Raw genomic sequence first — 18515 nt, forward strand, 5'->3', positions numbered from 1 at the left:
AATCCAGCTAACCGCAAACGGGGCAATCCGGGTCGCGGGGTAATCGCATTTCCCGCCACTGACCAGTGGCGGCATCGTAAAACTGGATACGCCCCGCCAGAGTTTTACCCAATCCCGCCAATAATTTTAAGGTTTCCACCGCCTGGGCCGATCCGATGACCCCCACTAGCGGGGCCAATACACCGCTGGCGGCGCAGCTTAAGTTTTCATCGTTTTGTTCCTGGTATAAACAACGGTAACACGGGCTGTCCGGTTGACGAGGGTCAAACACCGCCAACTGTCCTTCCAATCGAATCGCCGCGCCAGACACCAGCGGCACTTTATGCTGAACGCAGGCCTGATTAATACCAAAGCGGGTGGTAAAATTATCCGAGCAATCGACCACCGCTTGCACCTCGGGCAGCAGCTCGGCCAAACGCTCGGGGCTGAGCCTTTCGTGTAGTGCGCGGACCTGAACATCGGGGTTAACGTCGGCCAATTGCATCCGGGCCGATTCTACCTTGCTTTGGCCGATACGCCCGCTGGTGTGAATAATCTGGCGCTGTAAATTAGAAAGCTCGACGGTATCGTCATCGGCGATAATCAGCTCCCCGACGCCTGCGGCGGCCAAATAGAGTGCGACAGGGGCACCCAAACCGCCGGCACCGACAATCAACACCCGCGAATTTAACAGTGCCTCTTGCCCGGCGATGTCCAGCTCGCCCAACATAATTTGGCGCGAGTAACGCAGCAGTTGCTGATCGGTCAGTTCGGCCATACTCTCAACTTAAGCTACCTTGTCCAAAGGTAAATTATCCATAGGTAAATTATTCAAAGGTAAATCGCCCTAAGGTAATTCTATCGTGCCCGGCCAGATCTTTTTCGCTGCGCACGCCAGCAAAGCCTGCCTCTGTAAACAAGGCTTGCACATCACTCGCCTGTTGCCAGCCGTGCTCTACCAATAACCAGCCGCCCGGGGTTAAGTAATCGCGCGCCTGGGTGGCAATCAGGCGAATATCGTCCAAGCCATCGGCACCTGCCGTCAGTGCCGATGCCGGCTCAAAACGCACATCGCCCTGGGCTAAGTGCAGATCATCCGCCGCAATATAGGGCGGGTTACTGACAATAATATCAAACCCGGGTTCGCGCGATAGCGCACTAAACCAGTCGCTTTGCAACACCTGAATAGGCAGTTGCAGCGCCTCGCTGTTGCGCGCCGCGAGTGTCACAGCGCCCGGCATTTTATCCACCGCCGTTACCACCCAATCGGGTTTTTCCGACGCAATCGCCAGCGCGATCGCGCCCGTGCCTGTTCCCAAATCCAGCACCCGCGCCCTATCGGAAACCGGTAACTGCAACGCGGTTTCCACCAACAGCTCGGTATCGGCGCGGGGAATTAACGTATCGGGCGCGGTGTGTAATGGCAGCGACCAAAACTCCTGTTGGCCGGTTAAATAGGCAATGGGCTTGCCGTTTTGACGCGCTCTAACCAGCGCTTCAAATTGCGCTTGCGGTTCGCTTGCCAGTGTTTTTTCGGGCCAGGTGAATAAGTAGGTTCGGCTGCACTGCAGCACAAACGCCAATAACACCTCGGCATCCAGCCTAGCACTATCGCTGCTCGCTGATAGCTGCTGGGCCGCTGCTCTTAACGACTCTTGAATACTGGGCATTTATTCGGACAAAGCCGCCAGCTGATCGGCCTGGTATTCCTGCGTCAAGGGCCCAATCACCTCGTCCACCGCACCTTGCATAACTTCATCCAGCTTATACAGGGTGAGGTTAATGCGGTGGTCGGTCACCCGGCCCTGCGGGAAGTTATAGGTGCGAATACGCTCCGAGCGATCGCCGCTGCCCACCAGCGATTTACGCTCCTCGGCAATACTGGCGGCCGAGGATTCCTCTTGCGCGCTTTTTAATTTAGCGGCCAATAAGCTCATGGCACGGGCGCGGTTTTTGTGCTGCGAGCGCTCGTCCTGACACTCCACCACCACCCCGGTGGGAATGTGGGTAATGCGGATGGCCGAATCGGTTTTATTCACGTGCTGACCACCGGCGCCGGAGGCGCGAAAAGTGTCTACACGAATATCGGCTTTGTTGATATTCACCTCTTCCAGCTCGTCCGCTTCGGGCATAACCGCCACGGTACAGGCCGAGGTATGAATACGTCCCTGGGATTCGGTTTCGGGCACGCGCTGTACCCGGTGAGCACCGGATTCAAACTTTAACTGCGAGTACACATTGGTGCCGCTGACTCGGGTAATAATTTCTTTATAGCCGCCGTGCTCGCCTAAGTTTTCACTCAGCACTTCGATTTTCCAGCCCATTTTCTCGGCGTAGCGTGAGTACATGCGGAATAAATCCCCCGAGAAAATCGCCGCCTCGTCGCCGCCGGTACCGGCGCGAATTTCCAGAAAGACGTTTTTATCGTCGTTAGGATCTTTGGGCAGCAGCAGCTTTTGCAGCTCGACCTCTAACTCTTCTTTGCGCGCCTCGCCCGAGTCGATTTCCTCGCGGGCCATTTCGCGCATGTCGGCATCGCCCTCATCGAGCATTGAACGGGCCTCTTCTAAGTCCTCCAACACCGTGCGATAGGCGTTATAGGCGGCCATGACCGGTTCCAGCTCGGCATATTCTTTAGACAGATCGCGAAACTTGTCCTGGTCGGTAATAATGTCGCCATCGGATAAAAGCGCGCTGACTTCTTCGCTGCGCTCGCTGAGTCTGTCCAGTTTTTCCAGAATTGAAGCTTTCATTCGTTCTCGCTGTTATTGAGGTCTTCTTGCGTAATCGCAAATAAATTATGGGCCAGACGCACGGTATCATATTGGCCGTTGGCGCTGGCTTCGCGCAGCGCGGTGGTGGGCGCGTGCAGCAGTTTATTGGTTAAATTGCGGGCCAGCTGGGCCATAACTTTGTCCGCATCACCACCGGCTTGTAGCTGTTTTAACGCTTTTTGCAGCTCTTGCTCGCGCAGCTGGTCGGCCTTTTTACGGTAGGCGCGAATGGTGTCCACCGAGCCCAGGGCGCGCTGCTCGCGGCGGTAGGCATCTACCCCCTGCTCGATAATCTCCAGTGCCCGGTTGGCGGCGTCCTCGCGGCTTTTGCGGTTTTCGTCAATCACCGCATGCAAATCGTCTACGGTGTACAAGTAAACATCGGCCAGCTCGCCCACCTCGGCCTCTATATCGCGGGGAACGGCGATATCCAGCATGAAAATTGGCTTGTGCTTGCGCTTTTTCAATGCCGACTCCACTGCCCCTTTACCCAGCAACGGCAGCTGGCTGGCAGTGGAAGAAATCACAATGTCGGCACGCTCCAGCACTTCGGGAATGTCCGCCAGCAATACCGCCTCGCCGTTATACTGCCCCGCCAGCTCCTGCGCTCGCCCCAATGTGCGGTTGGCGACAATAATATGCTTAACGCCCTGCTCGGCCAAATGCCGCGCCACCAGCTCAATGGTCTCGCCGGCGCCAATCAACAGTGCGGTATCTTCTTTTAAATCCGAAAAGATCTGCTGCGCCAGGGTAACCGCCGTGTAGGCCACCGACACCGGGTTCTGCCCAATCGCGGTCTGGCTGCGCACCTGTTTGGCCACTGCGAACACCTGCTGAAACGCGGTGTTCAACTGCCCGCCTACGGCACCGGCCTCTTTGGCCTGGGTGTAGGCAGATTTCATTTGCCCCAGAATCTGCGGCTCGCCCAGCACCAGCGAATCCAGCCCCCCGGCCACTTTCATCATATGGCGCAGGGCCTCATCGCCCTCCCAGATATACTGGCAACTGGCCAGCTCCGGGGCCGAAAGAGCCGAATGTTCAACCAACCAATCGATCAACGCCTGGGGGTCCCGATCGCAATCGGCGTAGATCTCGGTGCGGTTACAGGTGGATAAAATCGCCATCTCGCGGGCGCAGGCACGGGCCTTAGCGGCATTCAGCGCGGGGACAACTTCTTCCGGGGCAAAGGCAAGGCGCTCTCGAATATGGAGAGGAGCCGTTGTATGATTGATGCCAAACGCCAATAATGTCATGCAGAAGTCGTCGGTGCCGAGAGTAAGGGGCGTCATTTTCCAGCTCAGAACCCTCGCTGACAAGAGGCATTTTGTCTCGGCGATCAATACCGACACCGCAAGACACGGGTACAACCCCAGGAAATCGTAATGAAAGCAGTACAAAACGCGGCCTCAGTGCTGGTTCTGGCCAGCTTGTTTGGCTGCGCCACGCAACCGGACTCCACCCCCGCCGCGCCCATCGCCGCACAGGCCGAACCTCAACCGGCGCCGGTGGAGCCAGAACCGGTACCCGCGCGTCCGTTCAGCAGCGACACCCTTTATGCCCTGCTTAGCGCCGAAGTCGCCGGCAGCCGCGGGCGTTTTGATGTCGCCCTGGCCAACTACCTGCAGCAGGCCGAACAAACCGGCGACCCCCAGGTGGCCGAGCGCGCCTATATGATCGCCCGCTATGTAGACGATCAGGACGCCATTGTGCAGGCGGCGCAGTTGTGGGCCGACGCCGAGCCCGACAATCAAGATGCCCAGGCCACCGCAATCTTGGCACTGGTGGATGCCAATCGCCTGCTGGAAGCGTTCGCCGCCGCCGAGAGTGCCGACACCCGGGACAATGGCGCCCTGTTGCAAAGCATTGCCGCCCACGGCGACCAGGTGACCGATACCCAGCGTGAAACCCTGTTAAACCAATACCTTGAGCTGCGCCAGCGCGACCCCGACAACGTCGCCTTAATGGTGGGCACGGGCCTGCTTCTGCAGCAACAGGGACGCCCCGATGAAGCCCTGACCCTGGCCGAGCAGGCCCGCGAGCAGGAACCGGACAATACCCACGCATTGGTCCTTAACTCGGGGCTTTTGCACGAGCTGGGCCGAGGCGAAGAAGCTCTGGCACTGGTGAGCGAAGAACTGAAGCGCCGCCCCGACAACAATCGCATTCGCCTGCAATACGCCCGCCTGCTGACCTTTAGCGACCTGGACGCGGCCCAACGGCAATTTCAGATACTCGCCGACGCCAGTCCGGGCGACCCCAAGCTACAGCGCGCCCTGGCGCTAATTGCCACCGAGCGGGGTGACCTGGAAACCGCCGAAAACGCCTATTATGCCCTGCTGGATTTAAACCAGAGCACCGACGAGGCGCACTTTTTCTTAGCCGAACTGGCCGAGCAAAACCAACAATGGGACGAGGCGCTGCGCCACTACCAACAGGTAGAACCCAGCGAAAACTTCTACAGCGCCACCGCGCGCATTTACGCGATTTACCTGCAACAAGGACAACCTGCCAGCGCCGCCAACCACTACCGCAAATTGTTGACCTTTGCGGATGAATTTGGCGAGAACGGCACCGCCATCACGCTGATTTACAGCCAGCAACTGACTGCGGCGGGCTTGGTGGATGAGGCACTAGCCGCATTAACTCAGGCGCTGGCGGACGACCCGGAAAATCACGACCTGCTCTATGCCCGCGCCATGCTGTACGACCAACTGGACGAGTTGGCGCTGGCCGAGGCGGACCTACGCACCATTATTGAATACGACCCCAACCACGCCGGCGCGCTCAATGCCCTGGGGTATATTCTGACGGAGAAAAGCGATCGCTACGCCGAAGCCTACGACTATATTAAGCGTGCTCTGGAGCTTCAACCCGACGACCCCGCCACCATCGACAGCATGGGCTGGGTGCAGTACCGCCTGGGAAACCTAGAGATAGCCCTGCGCTATTTGAACCGCGCCATGAACCTGTACCCGGATCACGAAATTGCGGCCCATTTGGGCGAAGTGCTGTGGGTATCGGGCGAACAGGATCAGGCACGCCAAATCTGGCGCGAGGGCCTGGAAATACAGCCGCAAAGCTCTTACATCAATGAGACCCTGGAGCGCCTGCAGGTTGAACCCCAGCCGGGCGAATAAAAAAGTCCGGGGCGACACGCTCAATTAGCGGAGGTAAGATCATCAGAATCTGGAGCAAAGCGCTCGCTTGGGTGGGCATAAGCCTGGCGCTCAGTCACTGCGCGCAACTGCCCGAGCAGTCACCGCAAAACTTAGATCTGAGTGCCAATCAGCAAGCTCTGCGCGCGCTGAACCAGTGGCAACTGGAAGGCAAAATTGGCGTACGCCTGCCCGATGACAATGGTTCGGCCAGGGTTAACTGGCAACAGCAAGGGCAAGACTACAACCTTTCTCTGTCGGGCCCCCTGGGTCAGGGCCGGGTGTTAATCCAAGGCGGCCCGCAACAGGTAACCTTGACCCAGAGCGGCGAAGAACCCATTAGCGCCGCCTCGGCCGAGGCCCTGATTCGCCAGGCCACAGGATGGGAACTACCGGTCAGCGCCCTGCGCGCCTGGGTATTGGGCCTGCCGGTAAGCGACACAGCGCTCAGCAATCAACAGTATCGTGAGGATGACCTCCCCCTTAGCTTTACCCAGCTGGGCTGGCAACTGCACTACAAACGTTTTCATCAACAACAGGGGCTCTGGCTACCCAGCTTAATGACCGCCAGCACCACCACCGCCGCTGACGAAAAGATCCGCCTGACCCTGGTGATTCACCGCTGGAACCTTGCCCCCAACTCGTCAGAGGCCGCCCCATGAAACCGCGCTTGCTACATCCGAGGCTGCCATGAGCCGTTTGCAACTATTGGCTCCAGCCAAGCTCAACCTGTTTTTGCATATCACCGGACAGCGCGCGGACGGCTATCACGAGCTGCAGACCCTGTTTCAACTGCTCGATTACGGCGATCAGCTGAGCTTTGAGTTGCGCGATGATTCGCAAGTGACCCTGACCCCGGAACTCGCGGCCGTACCCTTTGAGGACAACCTGATTATTCGTGCCGCCCGCGTCCTTCAACGAATCGCCGGACATTCACTGCCCGGAGTAGACATTACCCTGAGCAAACGCCTACCCATGGGCGGCGGTATTGGCGGCGGCAGCAGCAATGCCGCCACAACCTTAGTTGCGCTAAACCACTTGTGGCAATTAAATCTTCCCAAACAGCGACTTTTAAGCCTGGGCGCCCAGCTGGGGGCCGATATCCCCGTGTTTATTGCCGGCGATACCGCCTGGGCCGAAGGGGTGGGCGAGCGGCTTACGCCCACAAAAACACCAGATTGCTGGTATCTTGTACTGACCCCACCCTGCCATGTGAGCACCGCGGAAATTTTTTCTCACAAAGATTTGACAAGAGACACACGCCCCATTAAAGTAGCGGCCTTCTCGCAGGGGGGCAGTCAAAACGACTGCGAAGCACTGGTTAGAAAGCTTCACCCTGAAGTGGATAACGCACTGATTTGGTTGAAAAATTTTTCAACTTCTGCGAGAATGACAGGCACCGGAGCCTGTGTGTTTGCAAGCTTTAACAGCGAGCGCGACGCCGAGCAAGTATTGGCCCAAGCGCCACCGCAACTAAGCGGATTTATCGCTAAAAGCCTGCAAGCATCGCCACTAAAAGCTCTGGTACCTGATTGACACCACTGGGGTGTAGCCAAGCGGTAAGGCAGCGGGTTTTGATCCCGTCATGCGAAGGTTCGAATCCTTCCACCCCAGCCATATTTCCTCGGTACCCATTGCGGCGCATCTCTAGCGCCCCTGCTAGAGCCTGAAGACACCATCCCCTGACTTCGCTCTGGCCCAGTGGCCGAGAACAAGAACAGCACTGTGCCTGGCGCAGTGCTTTTGTTTTATCTGCACTATGCTGATAAACCGAACAACACAGTAGACAAAAGGGTACCTGACGTGACGGACTTAATGGTCTTTACCGGCAATGCCAACCCCGATCTCGCGCAAAAGATCGTGGACCACCTGGGGATGACTTTGGGTGATGTTTCTGTTTCTCAGTTTAGTGATGGCGAAGTCGCCGTAGAGCTGAACGTTAATGTTCGCGGCCGGGACGTATTTGTGGTGCAACCCACCTGCGCGCCCACCAACGACAACTTGATTGAATTAATTGTCATGGTGGATGCCCTGCGCCGCGCCTCGGCCGGTCGCATTACCGCCGTGGTGCCCTACTTTGGCTACGCCCGCCAGGATCGTCGGGTGCGCTCGGCCCGGGTACCGATTACCGCCAAGGTCGTCGCGGATATGATGGTCGGCGCCGGCATTGACCGTTTGTTAACGGTTGACCTGCACGCCGAACAGATTCAGGGCTTTTTCGATGTGCCGGTCGACAATGTGTACGGCTCGCCCGTGCTGTTAGAAGACATTGAAAAACAAAAATTTGAAGATCTGGTGGTGGTCTCACCGGATATTGGCGGCGTGGTTCGCGCCCGCGCCGTGGCCAAGCAGCTGGGTGTGGATTTGGCGATTATTGATAAACGCCGCCCCAGCGCCAATGTTGCCGAAATCATGAACATTATCGGTGAAATTGAAGGCCGCACCTGTCTGCTGGTGGACGACATGGTCGACACCGCCGGCACTCTGTGCAACGCCGCTTCAGCGCTGAAAAAACAGGGCGCTAACAAAGTGGTGGCCTACGCCACCCACCCGGTGCTGTCGGGTAAAGCGGTCGACAACCTGAACAATTCCGAGCTGGATGAGCTGGTGGTCACCGACTCTATCCCGCTGCGCCCCGAAGTGGCCGCCTGCGGCCGGGTGCGCGTTTTGACGCTGTCAAAAATGTTGGCTGAGGCGGTGCGCCGCTTGAGCAACGAAGAATCTCTGAGTGCGATGTTCCGCTAAGCGGAAGCTCAGATAGCCGCTGCCAACTATTTATATGGTTGCAGCATGACATAACCCCGTGCGGTGTTCTGGTCGCGGACCTGTACGGACTAAACGAGGATATTCACAATGAGTGAAGATTTTGTATTGAATGCCACAAGCCGTGAGGATGCGGGGAAAGGTGCGAGCCGCCGCCTGCGTCGTCTGGAAGGTTTGGTTCCCGCTATCGTATACGGCGGCAAGAAAAAGCCTGCCAGCATTAGCGTTAACCACAAAGACCTGATGAAACACCTGGAAAACGAAGCGTTTTTCTCGCACATCATCTCGCTGGTGATTGACGATAAAGCCGAAGACGTGATCCTGAAAGATCTGCAGCGCCACCCGGCCAAGCCAGAGATTGTTCACGCCGACTTTATGCGTGTTTCTAAGACCAAGAAGCTGAACACCAGCGTACCGCTGCACTTCTTGAACGAAGAAACCAGCAAAGGCGTTAAACTGCAAGGCGGTAATATTGTTCACAATATGGTACAGCTGGAAATTAGCTGCTTGCCTGCCGATCTGCCCGAGTTTATCGAAGTTGATCTGGCCGATGTTGAAGTGGGCCAAGTGGTTCACATCTCCGACATTCAGCTGCCCAAAGGCGTTACCTCGGTAGCTCTGTCTCACGGCGAAGATCACGATCTGCCGGTTGTGGCTATCAACAAGCCTAAAGGCGGCACCGACGATGACGCAGATGCCGAAGGCGAAGACGCTGAAGGCGATAGCGAGTAATCGTAGCTAGGCGCAGCGCGTTATGGATACACCGGTTCAGTTAATCGTCGGCCTGGGCAACCCGGGCGCCGAGTACGACCGAACTCGCCATAACGCCGGCGCCGATCTGGTGTCTGAACTGGCCCGCCAGGCAGGCACCAGCCTCTCCCTCGAGAAAAAATTCTTTGGCAAGACCGCCCGTATTACTTTGGGCTCACGCCAAGTACACCTGTTAATTCCCACCACCTTTATGAACCGCAGCGGCCAAGCTGTTGGCGCGTTGGCACAGTTTTATAAAATCTCCCCCGAAGCCATTCTAGTGGCCCACGACGAGCTGGACTTAGACCCGGGTGTCACGCGCTTAAAAATCGGCGGCGGACACGGTGGTCATAATGGTCTGCGCGATACCATTAGCGCACTGGGCAACAACAAAAACTTTGCCCGCATTCGCATCGGTATCGGTCACCCTGGGCATGCCTCTAAGGTCACCGGCCATGTGTTAAAACGCGCAGGTAATGGCGAACAACAGCTTATCGACGAGTCAATAGACCGAGTGATTGATGTTTTACCACTGGCCGTAAACGGCGAGTGGAATAAAGCGATGCATAAACTGCATACGCAATAAACGTCTGACGAAAGCCTACATTTTCTAACAATTCCCTCACACTGTTTTTGGTAGTCTTTTGCGATAACCACAACGCAAGAGAGACACTATGCATTACTCCCGCAACATTCTGGCCGGTATGGCCTTAACCGTAATGGCAACCGCACCGGCATATGCCACCACCGTTCAGTTTCAAACCGTCATGGGCGATTTTGAAGTCAACCTATTTGACGAGACGACTCCCGAAACCGTGGCTAACTTTTTGGAGTATGTTGAGGGGGGGGCTTATCAAGATACCTTTATGCATCGCTCGGTGCCGGGTTTCATCATGCAGGGCGGTGGCTTTACCTTTGATATTGAAACCGACAGTGCCGCCGAAATCGCCAGCAACGAAATGGTTATTAACGAGCCCATTTATTCCAACCAACGCGGCACTATTGCCATGGCCAAATTGGGCGGCAATCCCGATAGCGCCACTAACCAATGGTTTTTTAACCTAGCGGACAACAGTACCAACCTGGATAACCAGAACGATGGCTTTACCGTATTCGGTCAAGTCATGGGCAACGGCATGGCCATCATCGACGCCATGGCCGAATTAAAGTTTGGCAACTTTTCTGGGGATGATTTTTTAGGGGAATACCCCTTTGAAGATATGCCCGTAAGAGACTACAGCCAGGAAGATTACGACAGCACAGTCGCCTTGACTGAAGAGAACATTGTCTTAATCCAAAATATCGTGGTTTTAGACGCGGCCCCAGACACGGCCGCCGACCTGGACCCCAAGCCGAGTACCAAGGGTGAAAACAATGGTGGCGATAATGGGGGAGACAGCGGCGGCGGTGGTGGCAGCACAGGACTGCTGGCCTTACTGGCGCTGGCCGGTTTAGCCCTGGGGCGACGTCTTTTTAAAGCCCGCGCATAAACGGCACCAACGACAGGGCCAATATGGCGCCCACCGCTACCAGTGCCAATAGCACTTTAAGCGGTTGGCGCCACAGCTGGCCCATAAACCCAAGCGCCTCGCCGCGCGCGTGCTGGGCACGATGCTCTTCCCGTATCTGTTGGCGGTATTCGGCCTGGTAATCTGCGAGCAGCGCTTTAGCACGCTCTAAATCAGCACTGTCGCTTACCCACAAACCATCCACGCCCAAACGCCAAAAGCCCGAGTCGGTTTGGTAGTGGGCAATGCCCTCGTCCTCCAGTTTATCCACCAGGCCCGCCACCTCGTCAAAGCTCGCCCCCGAGGTGCGCATTAACAACTGGCCCATATTAAAGCGCTTCCAACATTTTAATTTCCTGGTGCAGTTCGGGCGCCACCAGCGCCTTTTGCTTCGAGTGTTTATCCAGTAACACGATACGTGCAACGCCCGTGGTTACCACCTGCTGTTGCTCGGCGCTGTAAATTTCGTACTCCTGGGCAAAGCCGTGCTCCTGCATCTCGGTCACGGTACAACCCACGGTGACCGTGTCCGGGTAGCGCAGTGGGCGCTGATACCGACAACTGGTCTCGGCCAGCACTGGCACAATACGGCCCAAATCAAACACACCCTTGGCGGATATATGCCGCATATAGGCGATACGCGCCGATTCAAAATAGCGAAAGTACACCACGTTATTCACATGACCAAAGGCGTCCATTTCGCCCCATTGCACGTCTATATCGATAGTGACCGGAAAGTTAGCAATAAAATCGTCACGCTCCAACACGACTCACCTCCGTTTACGATTGGCTATTCACAGCGTCCTTTCGCCATTTTAGACACTATCGGCTATGATGAGTAGCCGATCTGTACACGCTCACAACCCAAGGACTGTTTATGCACGATGCCGGCCTGGACATCGCCATTATTGGTATCACCGCTCTCGCCTGCCAGTGGGGCGCCTGGAAAGCCCGCCTTCCGGCCATTTTATTCCTTTTGATTGCCGGTCTGATACTGGGCCCGGGAACCGGCCTGCTCAACCCCGACGAGCTGTTCGGGGATTTACTCTTCCCCTTGGTATCGTTAGCGGTTGCCGTTATTTTATTTGAGGGCAGCCTGACCCTTAACTTTAAAGAGCTGGGCACCATTTCCACCGTGGTCCGGCGCATGATTACCGTGGCCGCACCGGTCACCTGGCTGATTGTCGCCATTGCCACGCATTTCTTGTTCTCCCTGAGCTGGGAGCTATCCATCTTATTTGGCGCGCTGATGGTAGTGACCGGCCCCACTGTGGTCACGCCGCTGCTGCGTACCGTGCGCCCCTCCGAGCGGGTGGCCAATATTCTGCGCTGGGAAGGCATTGTCATCGACCCCATCGGCGCCTTGTTGGTGGTTGTGGTCTACGAATTTATTGTCACCCAAAGCCAGGGCCAGGCGTTTAGCCAGAGTCTGTTGCTGTTTTTAGAGATTATCGTGGTGGGTATGGCCATAGGGGCGGCGGCAGGCTTTGCCCTGGGAAAAATACTCACCCGCCGCCGTCTGCCCGAATACCTGCAAAACCTGGCCACTCTGAGCCTTTTGTTTATGGTTTTCACCGTGTGCAATCACTTGGCCGAAGAATCGGGGCTTTTGGGGGTTACGGTGATGGGCATGTGGCTGGGCAATATGCGCGGCGTGCATATTCATAACATTCTCAACTTTAAAGAAAACCTGACCATTTTGTTTATTTCGGGGCTGTTTATCATTCTGGCAGCGCGCCTACCCCTGGAGCAGCTGCTCAGCATTGTTGCCCTCGCCCCGTTAATACTGCTACTGGTCATTCAATTTATAGCCCGACCGGTTTCGGTGGCTTTGGCGACCCTGCGCTCCAACATTAAGTTCCGCGAGCGTATATTGCTGGGCTGGATTGCCCCCCGCGGTATTGTCGCTGCCGCCGTCTCGGCGCTTTTTGCGTTGCGTTTGGCCGAGCAAGGCTACCCGGATGCCGAACTTTTAGTGCCACTCACCTTCGCGGTGATTCTGGGCACCGTGATTTTCCAAAGCGCCACATCGCGCCCGCTGGCCAAACTCTTGGGAATTGTGGAGCCGGAGCCGCGCGGAGTGCTGATTTTGGGTGCCAACTCGGTAGCGCGAGCGGTGGGCAAAGCCCTGCAACAGCAGGATATGACAGTGCTGCTTAGCGATTCCAATTGGGAGAATATTCGCGCCGCGCGCATGGCGGGGTTTAAAACCTTTTACGGCAATCCGGTCTCGGAATTTGCCAGCCAGCGATTGGACTTAACCGGCATTGGCAATCTGCTGGCCATGTCGCCACTGCGCGAGTTGAATGTGATTGCCGGCATGCATTTTCGCAACGAATTTGGCATTCACCGCACCTTTACCATTCGCACCAGCGCCGATTCCAATCAATCGGAAAAACACCAGGTGTCCACCCAGCTTAAAGGCAACCCACTGTTTGCCGCCGACTTAACCTACGCCAAGCTGGCCAGCCTGATTCACGCGGGGGCAGACATTAAAGCCACCAAGCTGACGGCGGAATTTACCTTCGAGGATTTTACCCGGCAAGACCCCAACGCCATGCTGCTGTTTGGGATTAACGAGCGCGGCAAATTAAAACCCTATACCCTGGATGATAAGTTTAAGCCGGGCAATGGCTGGGTACTGCTGAGCTTAGTACGCGAAGCGCGCCCGACTCAGAACCCGGAGCAATCGCCCAATGCCCTGGGTAACAAAGCCTAAAATAAGATTCGTTAAATAGCTTCGGGAGTAATAACAACCGCTTTTCGTGCTTTCGGGCGTACGGCGTCGGCGGCCAAACAATCGGCAATGGCCTGGGTTAAGGTGGCGCCGCCACCGGGAATACCCGCATTGCCGAACAAGCGGTTAAACTCCAGCAAATAGGGATGATCGCCCACCATAGCAATATCGAATCCGGCGTGATTTACCTCTAAACAGGCGGCTACTTGCAAAGCCAATTGCACCGCCTGATAAGGCACTGGCGAGTGATCCACAATGCCACCTCGGGCGACATTATTGTAAAACCCCTGCTCGCTTTGCTGGCGCCAATAAGCGGTCACAACTTGCCGGCCCACCACAACCACGCGAATATCCCGATCAATGGGTAAATACTCCTGCGCGTAAAGCGTATCGGTCAACTCGCGGTAGCGATTAAAATCCGCCCGATTCTCGACCCGCCATACCCCCTCGCCCATGCTGGATTTGGGCAGTTTGACCACAAAGGGTAAGTCCATAGACTGCCAAATGCGCTCCGCCTCAGTATCGGTATTGGCGGCAATCAGGGTAAACGGTGTATAGGCGGGCGCCACCGCCTCAAAGGCACGGGTCATTTCGATTTTATTGTGACCAATCACGTAGCTCGCCATACTGGGAAAGATGCGACAGCCCAGGCCATACACCAGCGCGTTAACCTGCCAGTATTCGGGGAACAACACCCAGTCCGCCTGTTGCAACAGATCGCGGTGCTGTAAATACAGCTCGGGCTTGATAAACCGGGTGTTGGCCAAACCCAGGGTACGGAACGGATTGAATGAGATCATCGGGGCAAGTCTCGAAAAAGCGGATATTACCCCAAATAGGGCCCAGCGCAAGCGTTTTTAGCGCCCCCCTGATCGCCTAAATAACGGCTCACCAGCTTGCAGAATCGGCCGCGCCTTCGCTATGCTCCACTCTCACACACGAGGATTTCACTATGCCAGAACCGGCGGGGCAAGATCGCAGCTTGGGCCAAAAACTGGAGATCGCGTTTAAGCGTTTGGACGCCTGGCTGTGGCAGGTTGAAACTGCACATCGCTCTAAAGTTCACCAGCGTTTTTGGCATATGTCGCGGGTGTTTATTGCGGTGGTGCGCGATCTGGTGCGCGGCCATATTACCTTGCACGCCATGAGCTTGGTTTATACCACCCTGCTCTCTTTTGTCCCCTTACTGGCCTTAAGTTTTTCCGTGCTCAAGGGCTTCGGCGTGCACAACCAGCTTGAGCCGCTGCTACAAAACCTGCTGGCCGCCCCCCTGGGCGAGCGCGGCCCTGAAGTCGTCGATAATGTGCTCGACTTTGTCGATAACGTAAAAGTCGGGGTGCTGGGTTCAGTGGGCCTGGGGCTGCTGATTTACACGGTCATCTCGCTGATTCAGAAAATCGAGCGCTCGTTTAACGAGATTTGGCGCGTCAGTGAAAGCCGCTCGCTGGCTCAACGTTTTAGCAGTTATTTAAGCGTGGTCTTGATCGGCCCGCTTTTGGTGTTCTCGGCAATGGGGGCTACTGCGGCACTGGTAAACAGCAGCGCAATACAGCAGTTAATCACTTTTGCGCCTTTGGGCTGGGTGTATAGCTTTTTGACCAAATTGACACCCTACGCGATCATTATCGGTCTGTTTACATTCCTGTATACCTTTATCCCCAACACCAAGGTCAAATTGCGGCACGCCTTTTTAGGCGGCTTGGTCGCCGGCGCTATTTGGCAAACCTCTATTTTTGGCTTCACCCTGTTTGTTTCTAACTCCACCAAGTACACCGCTATTTACTCGGGGTTTGCAGTGGGCATTTTGCTGCTAATCTGGCTGTACTTGGCGTGGTTGATTTTGCTCAGCGGCGCGGCGGTGGCGTTTTACTCGCAGCACGCGCAGCAAATTACCCGCTCGCGAGTAAACAAACCCTCGGCGCGAGTGGATGAATTAACCGGCCTGGCGGTGATGTACCGGGTGGCCCATCAGTTTGATTGCGATGGCGGCGGGGTGGCCATTGCACAAATGGAATCAAGCCTGTCAGTGGGGCCGGAAACCATCCAACGGATGATTCGCAAACTGCAAAAACACAAACTGGTGGCCTATGCGGGCGCTGATGCCAACCAACTGATCCCAGCGCGCTCACTGGACCACATTACGCTGGGAGAAACCCTGACCGCGATTCGCATTGAGGAAACCCTCCTGCCCTCTTCACTATTGTCAGAAAAAGCCGTAACCGAGGTTATGCAACGCTTTGAAGAGCCATTGCACAATTCGCTAGACGGCATCACTCTGGCCGACTGGGTTCGAGAACCGACCACAGCCGATAGCAGCCAGTTACTCCCCCAAAAGCCGGAATAACTGATGCGCCAGCTGGGTATTGTCCTGCTGGCCCACAAAAGCCTGGGCGCCCTCGCCCAGTGCCCAAACCCCCACATCGCCACCGGTATGACCCGACGTGGTCCAGCCGGTTACACTGGCCTTATCTATTGCGGCCAAAAGCTGCCCCCGCAACTCGGTTTGAGCTGTATTTTTATCCGCCCGGGTTTCCCCCGCGGCCACGCGATCAATGCTTTGCTTAAGTGCGGCTCGATCGTCCCCGCTCAGCTCAATCGCGGTTAACGCCAGCCACTCCCGGTACCAGTCGTTTGCGCTTAATAGCTGATCGGTAAGGGTATTGGCCGATGCCTTAATGCCCTGCACGACATCCGCGCGCCAGGCATAGTCGCCATCACGGCCCATACTCAAGCCGCCGGTAGAGTGATCGGCAGTCGCTACCAGCAAGGTATTAGGGTGACTGTTTATATAGTCCTCTAACGCTTGCAGCGTTTTTTCAGCGTCGTGCATTTCATGCATCACACAGGCGATATCATTGGCGTGTCCACACCAGTCTATCTGACTGCCCTCCACCAACAAAAAGAAGGGCTTTTCTTCGCCCAAAAGCGACAGAGCCTTTTGGGTTAGAAAACTCAAGCGACGCGGCTCTTTACTGTCGATAGCAAAAGGCAACCCCTTATCCGCCAACAGAGCGAGGGCGGGCAAGTGTTTGATTGCGGCGACATCATCGTAATTATCGGCATAGGCGTAGCCCAATTCGGTAAACGCCTGAACCAGGTTGCGATCGTCGCGCAAAAAATAACGCTGACCACCGCCAAATAAAATGTCCACCCAGGGCTTACCTTGATAGCGGTTATCCAGATACTGATCAGCAATAGCATCGTATTTTTGTCGGCTGTCGATATGCGCGGCAAAGCTCGCGGGGGTGGCGTGATTGATTTGGCTGGTGACCACCATGGCGGTCTGGTAGCCCTTAGTTCGGGCTCGCTCCAGTATGGTTTCTACCGGTTGTTTTTGCCCATCCACACCAATGGCGCCATTGTAGGTTTTAATTCCAGCCGCCAAGGCGGTGGCGCTGGCGGCCGAATCTGTCACCTGCAGCGCGTCTTCGGGGTGAGTACTGGCTGTACCCACCAAGTGCCGGTCAAACCAGGTTGTCTCTACCGCTGGCGTGTCGGGGTTATCCCGGTAGTGGCGATAGGCGCTTACATATTCCATGCCCATACCGTCACCAATAAAATAGATAATATTGGGTTGTTTTTGTTCCGCAGTCGCCGCACTGGCAATGACACAGACAAACAGTGCCAATAGAGTTTTCATATTTAGCTCCTCAGTTATCGTTGCACGGCTTATCGCGCCCACGCTATAGTGCATCCTAACCGAAAATAATGACAACTGTGCTTAATAAACACGTGGTTTTATGGCCTTAGAAGATGTTCGATTAAACCCGCACGCCCGCATTTTTCACCACGAGATGGGCTCAGAGCGACAGCCTGTATTGATCATTGACGACTTTCTACTCAACCCCGAGGCGCTGATTGAATACGCCTGCCAATGTGAGTTTGCACCCGAAAAAAAGCTCTACCCGGGGCATCGGGTTAACGCGCCTGACGTGTATACCCGCGCCCTTAGAACCAGCCTACCGCAATTGCTGGCGCGTATTTTTAATACCCAACCGGGGGATATAAACGCCGCGGAGTCCAGTTACTCTTTAGTGACTCAGGCGCCGGCCACGCTCAAAGTGTTACAGCGCTTGCCACATTTTGATTCTCTCAATCGGCGCGAGCTGGCCAGTGTGTATTTTTTGTGCAATCGGGAGCGCGAAGAGTATGGTGGTACAGCTTTTTATCGCCACCGCAAAACCGGTTTTGAGTCTGTTGATACCTCCCGCATCAAGGCCTATTCACAAGCGGTTGAACAGCAACTGCAAAACGGCAAGGTTCCACCCGCCGATTACATTCGTGGCGATACTGAGCTGTTTGAGCAAATTGAGCAGTTTCCCGCGCGCTTTAACCGTTTACTGCTGTACCGCTGCACCAGCCTGCACTCGGGCATGATCGGTCCGAACTTTGATTTTTCCCGCGATCCGGCCGCGGCCCGACTATCGATTAATACTTTTCTGGTCGGTTAGGGAACCTCTGATTAAGTCCTCAGCGGTTCCTTAGCAAGCCTACCGTGTGTAACGGATTACTTGCGCTCCCTCGTCAAGTCCTTTAGTGTTGCCTTGCCTAATTAATAAAAATAAACCGGAGTACACCCTATGAGTTTCGCCTCTGAAGATGCGGCGCGCGCCTATTGGCGGGCCAATATCCGCTGGTTACTGATTCTGTTAAGCATCTGGTTTGTCGTGTCCTACGGCGCCGGTATTTTATTTGTGGATCAACTCAACGCCATACGCCTGGGCGGTTTTAAGCTCGGCTTCTGGTTTGCCCAGCAGGGATCCATTTATACCTTTGTGATCCTGATTTTTATTTATGTTCGGGTAATGAATCAGCTCGATCGCAAATTCGGCGTTGAGGAGAAGTAACC

At 55.7% G+C, this 18515-nt stretch carries 19 protein-coding genes and 1 tRNA gene; 12 read left to right on the forward strand and 8 right to left on the reverse strand.

Annotated features, from left to right (window positions below):
* Positions 1–7: 7 nt before the first annotated feature.
* The 4 genes from M6D89_RS07310 to hemA are packed head-to-tail and all read right to left on the reverse strand — an operon-like array spanning position 8 to position 4006.
* The gene (locus M6D89_RS07310) at positions 8–748 is read right to left on the reverse strand and encodes a HesA/MoeB/ThiF family protein (RefSeq protein ID WP_253967713.1); all 741 of its coding nucleotides are present in this window, start codon (positions 746–748) and stop codon (positions 8–10) included.
* A gap of 58 nt (positions 749–806) precedes the next feature.
* Positions 807–1649 carry a peptide chain release factor N(5)-glutamine methyltransferase gene (prmC, locus tag M6D89_RS07315; protein WP_253967363.1) on the reverse strand — a complete coding sequence of 281 codons (843 nt, stop codon included), beginning with the start codon at positions 1647–1649 and terminating at the stop codon, positions 807–809.
* Entirely contained in the window at positions 1650–2732 is a 1083-nt protein-coding gene (gene prfA, locus M6D89_RS07320; protein ID WP_253967364.1) for a peptide chain release factor 1, read from the reverse strand.
* A complete protein-coding gene (gene hemA, locus M6D89_RS07325) occupies positions 2729–4006 on the reverse strand; it encodes a glutamyl-tRNA reductase (protein ID WP_253967714.1) in 1278 nt (425 codons plus the stop codon). The genes prfA and hemA overlap by 4 nt, the downstream gene beginning before the upstream one ends.
* A gap of 129 nt (positions 4007–4135) precedes the next feature.
* On the opposite strand from hemA, the gene M6D89_RS07330 reads away from it, so the two are divergent.
* The 8 genes from M6D89_RS07330 (at position 4136) to M6D89_RS07365 (ending at position 10911) form a co-directional block, all read left to right on the forward strand.
* On the forward strand, positions 4136–5890 hold the full coding sequence (locus tag M6D89_RS07330; protein ID WP_253967365.1) for a tetratricopeptide repeat protein: 1755 nt from the start codon (positions 4136–4138) through the stop codon (positions 5888–5890).
* A 71-nt stretch (positions 5891–5961) separates the two neighbouring features.
* Positions 5962–6570 (forward strand): lipoprotein insertase outer membrane protein LolB, encoded by a 609-nt coding sequence (gene lolB, locus M6D89_RS07335; RefSeq protein WP_253967366.1) that lies wholly within the window; start codon positions 5962–5964, stop codon positions 6568–6570.
* 28 nt (positions 6571–6598) lie between these two features.
* The gene (ispE, locus tag M6D89_RS07340) at positions 6599–7444 is read left to right on the forward strand and encodes a 4-(cytidine 5'-diphospho)-2-C-methyl-D-erythritol kinase (RefSeq protein ID WP_253967367.1); all 846 of its coding nucleotides are present in this window, start codon (positions 6599–6601) and stop codon (positions 7442–7444) included.
* Between the two features lie 6 nt (positions 7445–7450).
* A tRNA-Gln gene (locus tag M6D89_RS07345) sits at positions 7451–7525 on the forward strand.
* Positions 7526–7723: 198 nt separating this feature from the next.
* Positions 7724–8653 carry a ribose-phosphate pyrophosphokinase gene (locus tag M6D89_RS07350; protein ID WP_254722260.1) on the forward strand — a complete coding sequence of 310 codons (930 nt, stop codon included), beginning with the start codon at positions 7724–7726 and terminating at the stop codon, positions 8651–8653.
* Positions 8654–8761: 108 nt separating this feature from the next.
* Positions 8762–9403, forward strand: a complete 642-nt coding sequence (locus tag M6D89_RS07355; RefSeq protein ID WP_253967369.1) for a 50S ribosomal protein L25/general stress protein Ctc — start codon at positions 8762–8764, stop codon at positions 9401–9403.
* A 22-nt stretch (positions 9404–9425) separates the two neighbouring features.
* Positions 9426–10007, forward strand: coding sequence for an aminoacyl-tRNA hydrolase (gene pth, locus M6D89_RS07360; protein WP_253967370.1), 582 nt, complete (start codon positions 9426–9428; stop codon positions 10005–10007).
* A gap of 88 nt (positions 10008–10095) precedes the next feature.
* Positions 10096–10911, forward strand: a complete 816-nt coding sequence (locus tag M6D89_RS07365) for a peptidylprolyl isomerase (RefSeq protein WP_253967371.1) — start codon at positions 10096–10098, stop codon at positions 10909–10911.
* Here the strand turns inward: M6D89_RS07365 and M6D89_RS07370 are convergent.
* Both M6D89_RS07370 and M6D89_RS07375 read right to left on the reverse strand, forming a co-directional pair.
* Positions 10895–11257 carry a DUF6164 family protein gene (locus M6D89_RS07370; RefSeq protein ID WP_253967372.1) on the reverse strand — a complete coding sequence of 121 codons (363 nt, stop codon included), beginning with the start codon at positions 11255–11257 and terminating at the stop codon, positions 10895–10897. The genes M6D89_RS07365 and M6D89_RS07370 overlap by 17 nt on opposite strands.
* Before the next feature lies 1 nt (position 11258).
* On the reverse strand, positions 11259–11696 hold the full coding sequence (locus M6D89_RS07375; protein WP_253967373.1) for an acyl-CoA thioesterase: 438 nt from the start codon (positions 11694–11696) through the stop codon (positions 11259–11261).
* Between the two features lie 110 nt (positions 11697–11806).
* Between M6D89_RS07375 and M6D89_RS07380 the strand changes: the two genes are divergently transcribed.
* Positions 11807–13648 carry a cation:proton antiporter gene (locus tag M6D89_RS07380; protein ID WP_253967374.1) on the forward strand — a complete coding sequence of 614 codons (1842 nt, stop codon included), beginning with the start codon at positions 11807–11809 and terminating at the stop codon, positions 13646–13648.
* Between the two features lie 11 nt (positions 13649–13659).
* Here M6D89_RS07380 and M6D89_RS07385 read toward each other — a convergent pair whose 3' ends face one another.
* The gene (locus tag M6D89_RS07385) at positions 13660–14466 is read right to left on the reverse strand and encodes an ATP-grasp domain-containing protein (protein ID WP_253967375.1); all 807 of its coding nucleotides are present in this window, start codon (positions 14464–14466) and stop codon (positions 13660–13662) included.
* Between the two features lie 152 nt (positions 14467–14618).
* Between M6D89_RS07385 and M6D89_RS07390 the strand changes: the two genes are divergently transcribed.
* Complete coding sequence (locus M6D89_RS07390; protein WP_253967376.1) at positions 14619–16010, forward strand: YihY/virulence factor BrkB family protein; 1392 nt, start codon at positions 14619–14621, stop codon at positions 16008–16010.
* Here the strand turns inward: M6D89_RS07390 and M6D89_RS07395 are convergent.
* Positions 15987–17306 carry an alkaline phosphatase gene (locus M6D89_RS07395; RefSeq protein WP_253967377.1) on the reverse strand — a complete coding sequence of 440 codons (1320 nt, stop codon included), beginning with the start codon at positions 17304–17306 and terminating at the stop codon, positions 15987–15989. The two genes, M6D89_RS07390 and M6D89_RS07395, sit on opposite strands and share 24 nt — an antisense overlap.
* 100 nt (positions 17307–17406) lie before the next feature.
* Here M6D89_RS07395 and M6D89_RS07400 point away from each other — a divergent pair, with 100 nt between their 5' ends.
* Positions 17407–18117: a DUF6445 family protein gene (locus tag M6D89_RS07400; protein WP_253967378.1), complete on the forward strand. Its 711-nt coding sequence runs from the start codon at positions 17407–17409 to the stop codon at positions 18115–18117.
* Positions 18118–18246: 129 nt separating this feature from the next.
* Positions 18247–18513 (forward strand): DUF4212 domain-containing protein, encoded by a 267-nt coding sequence (locus M6D89_RS07405; protein WP_253967379.1) that lies wholly within the window; start codon positions 18247–18249, stop codon positions 18511–18513.
* The last annotated feature ends 2 nt before the right edge of the window (positions 18514–18515 follow it).

Source organism: Gilvimarinus xylanilyticus, from assembly GCF_024195295.1.
GTDB lineage: Bacteria > Pseudomonadota > Gammaproteobacteria > Pseudomonadales > Cellvibrionaceae > Gilvimarinus > Gilvimarinus xylanilyticus.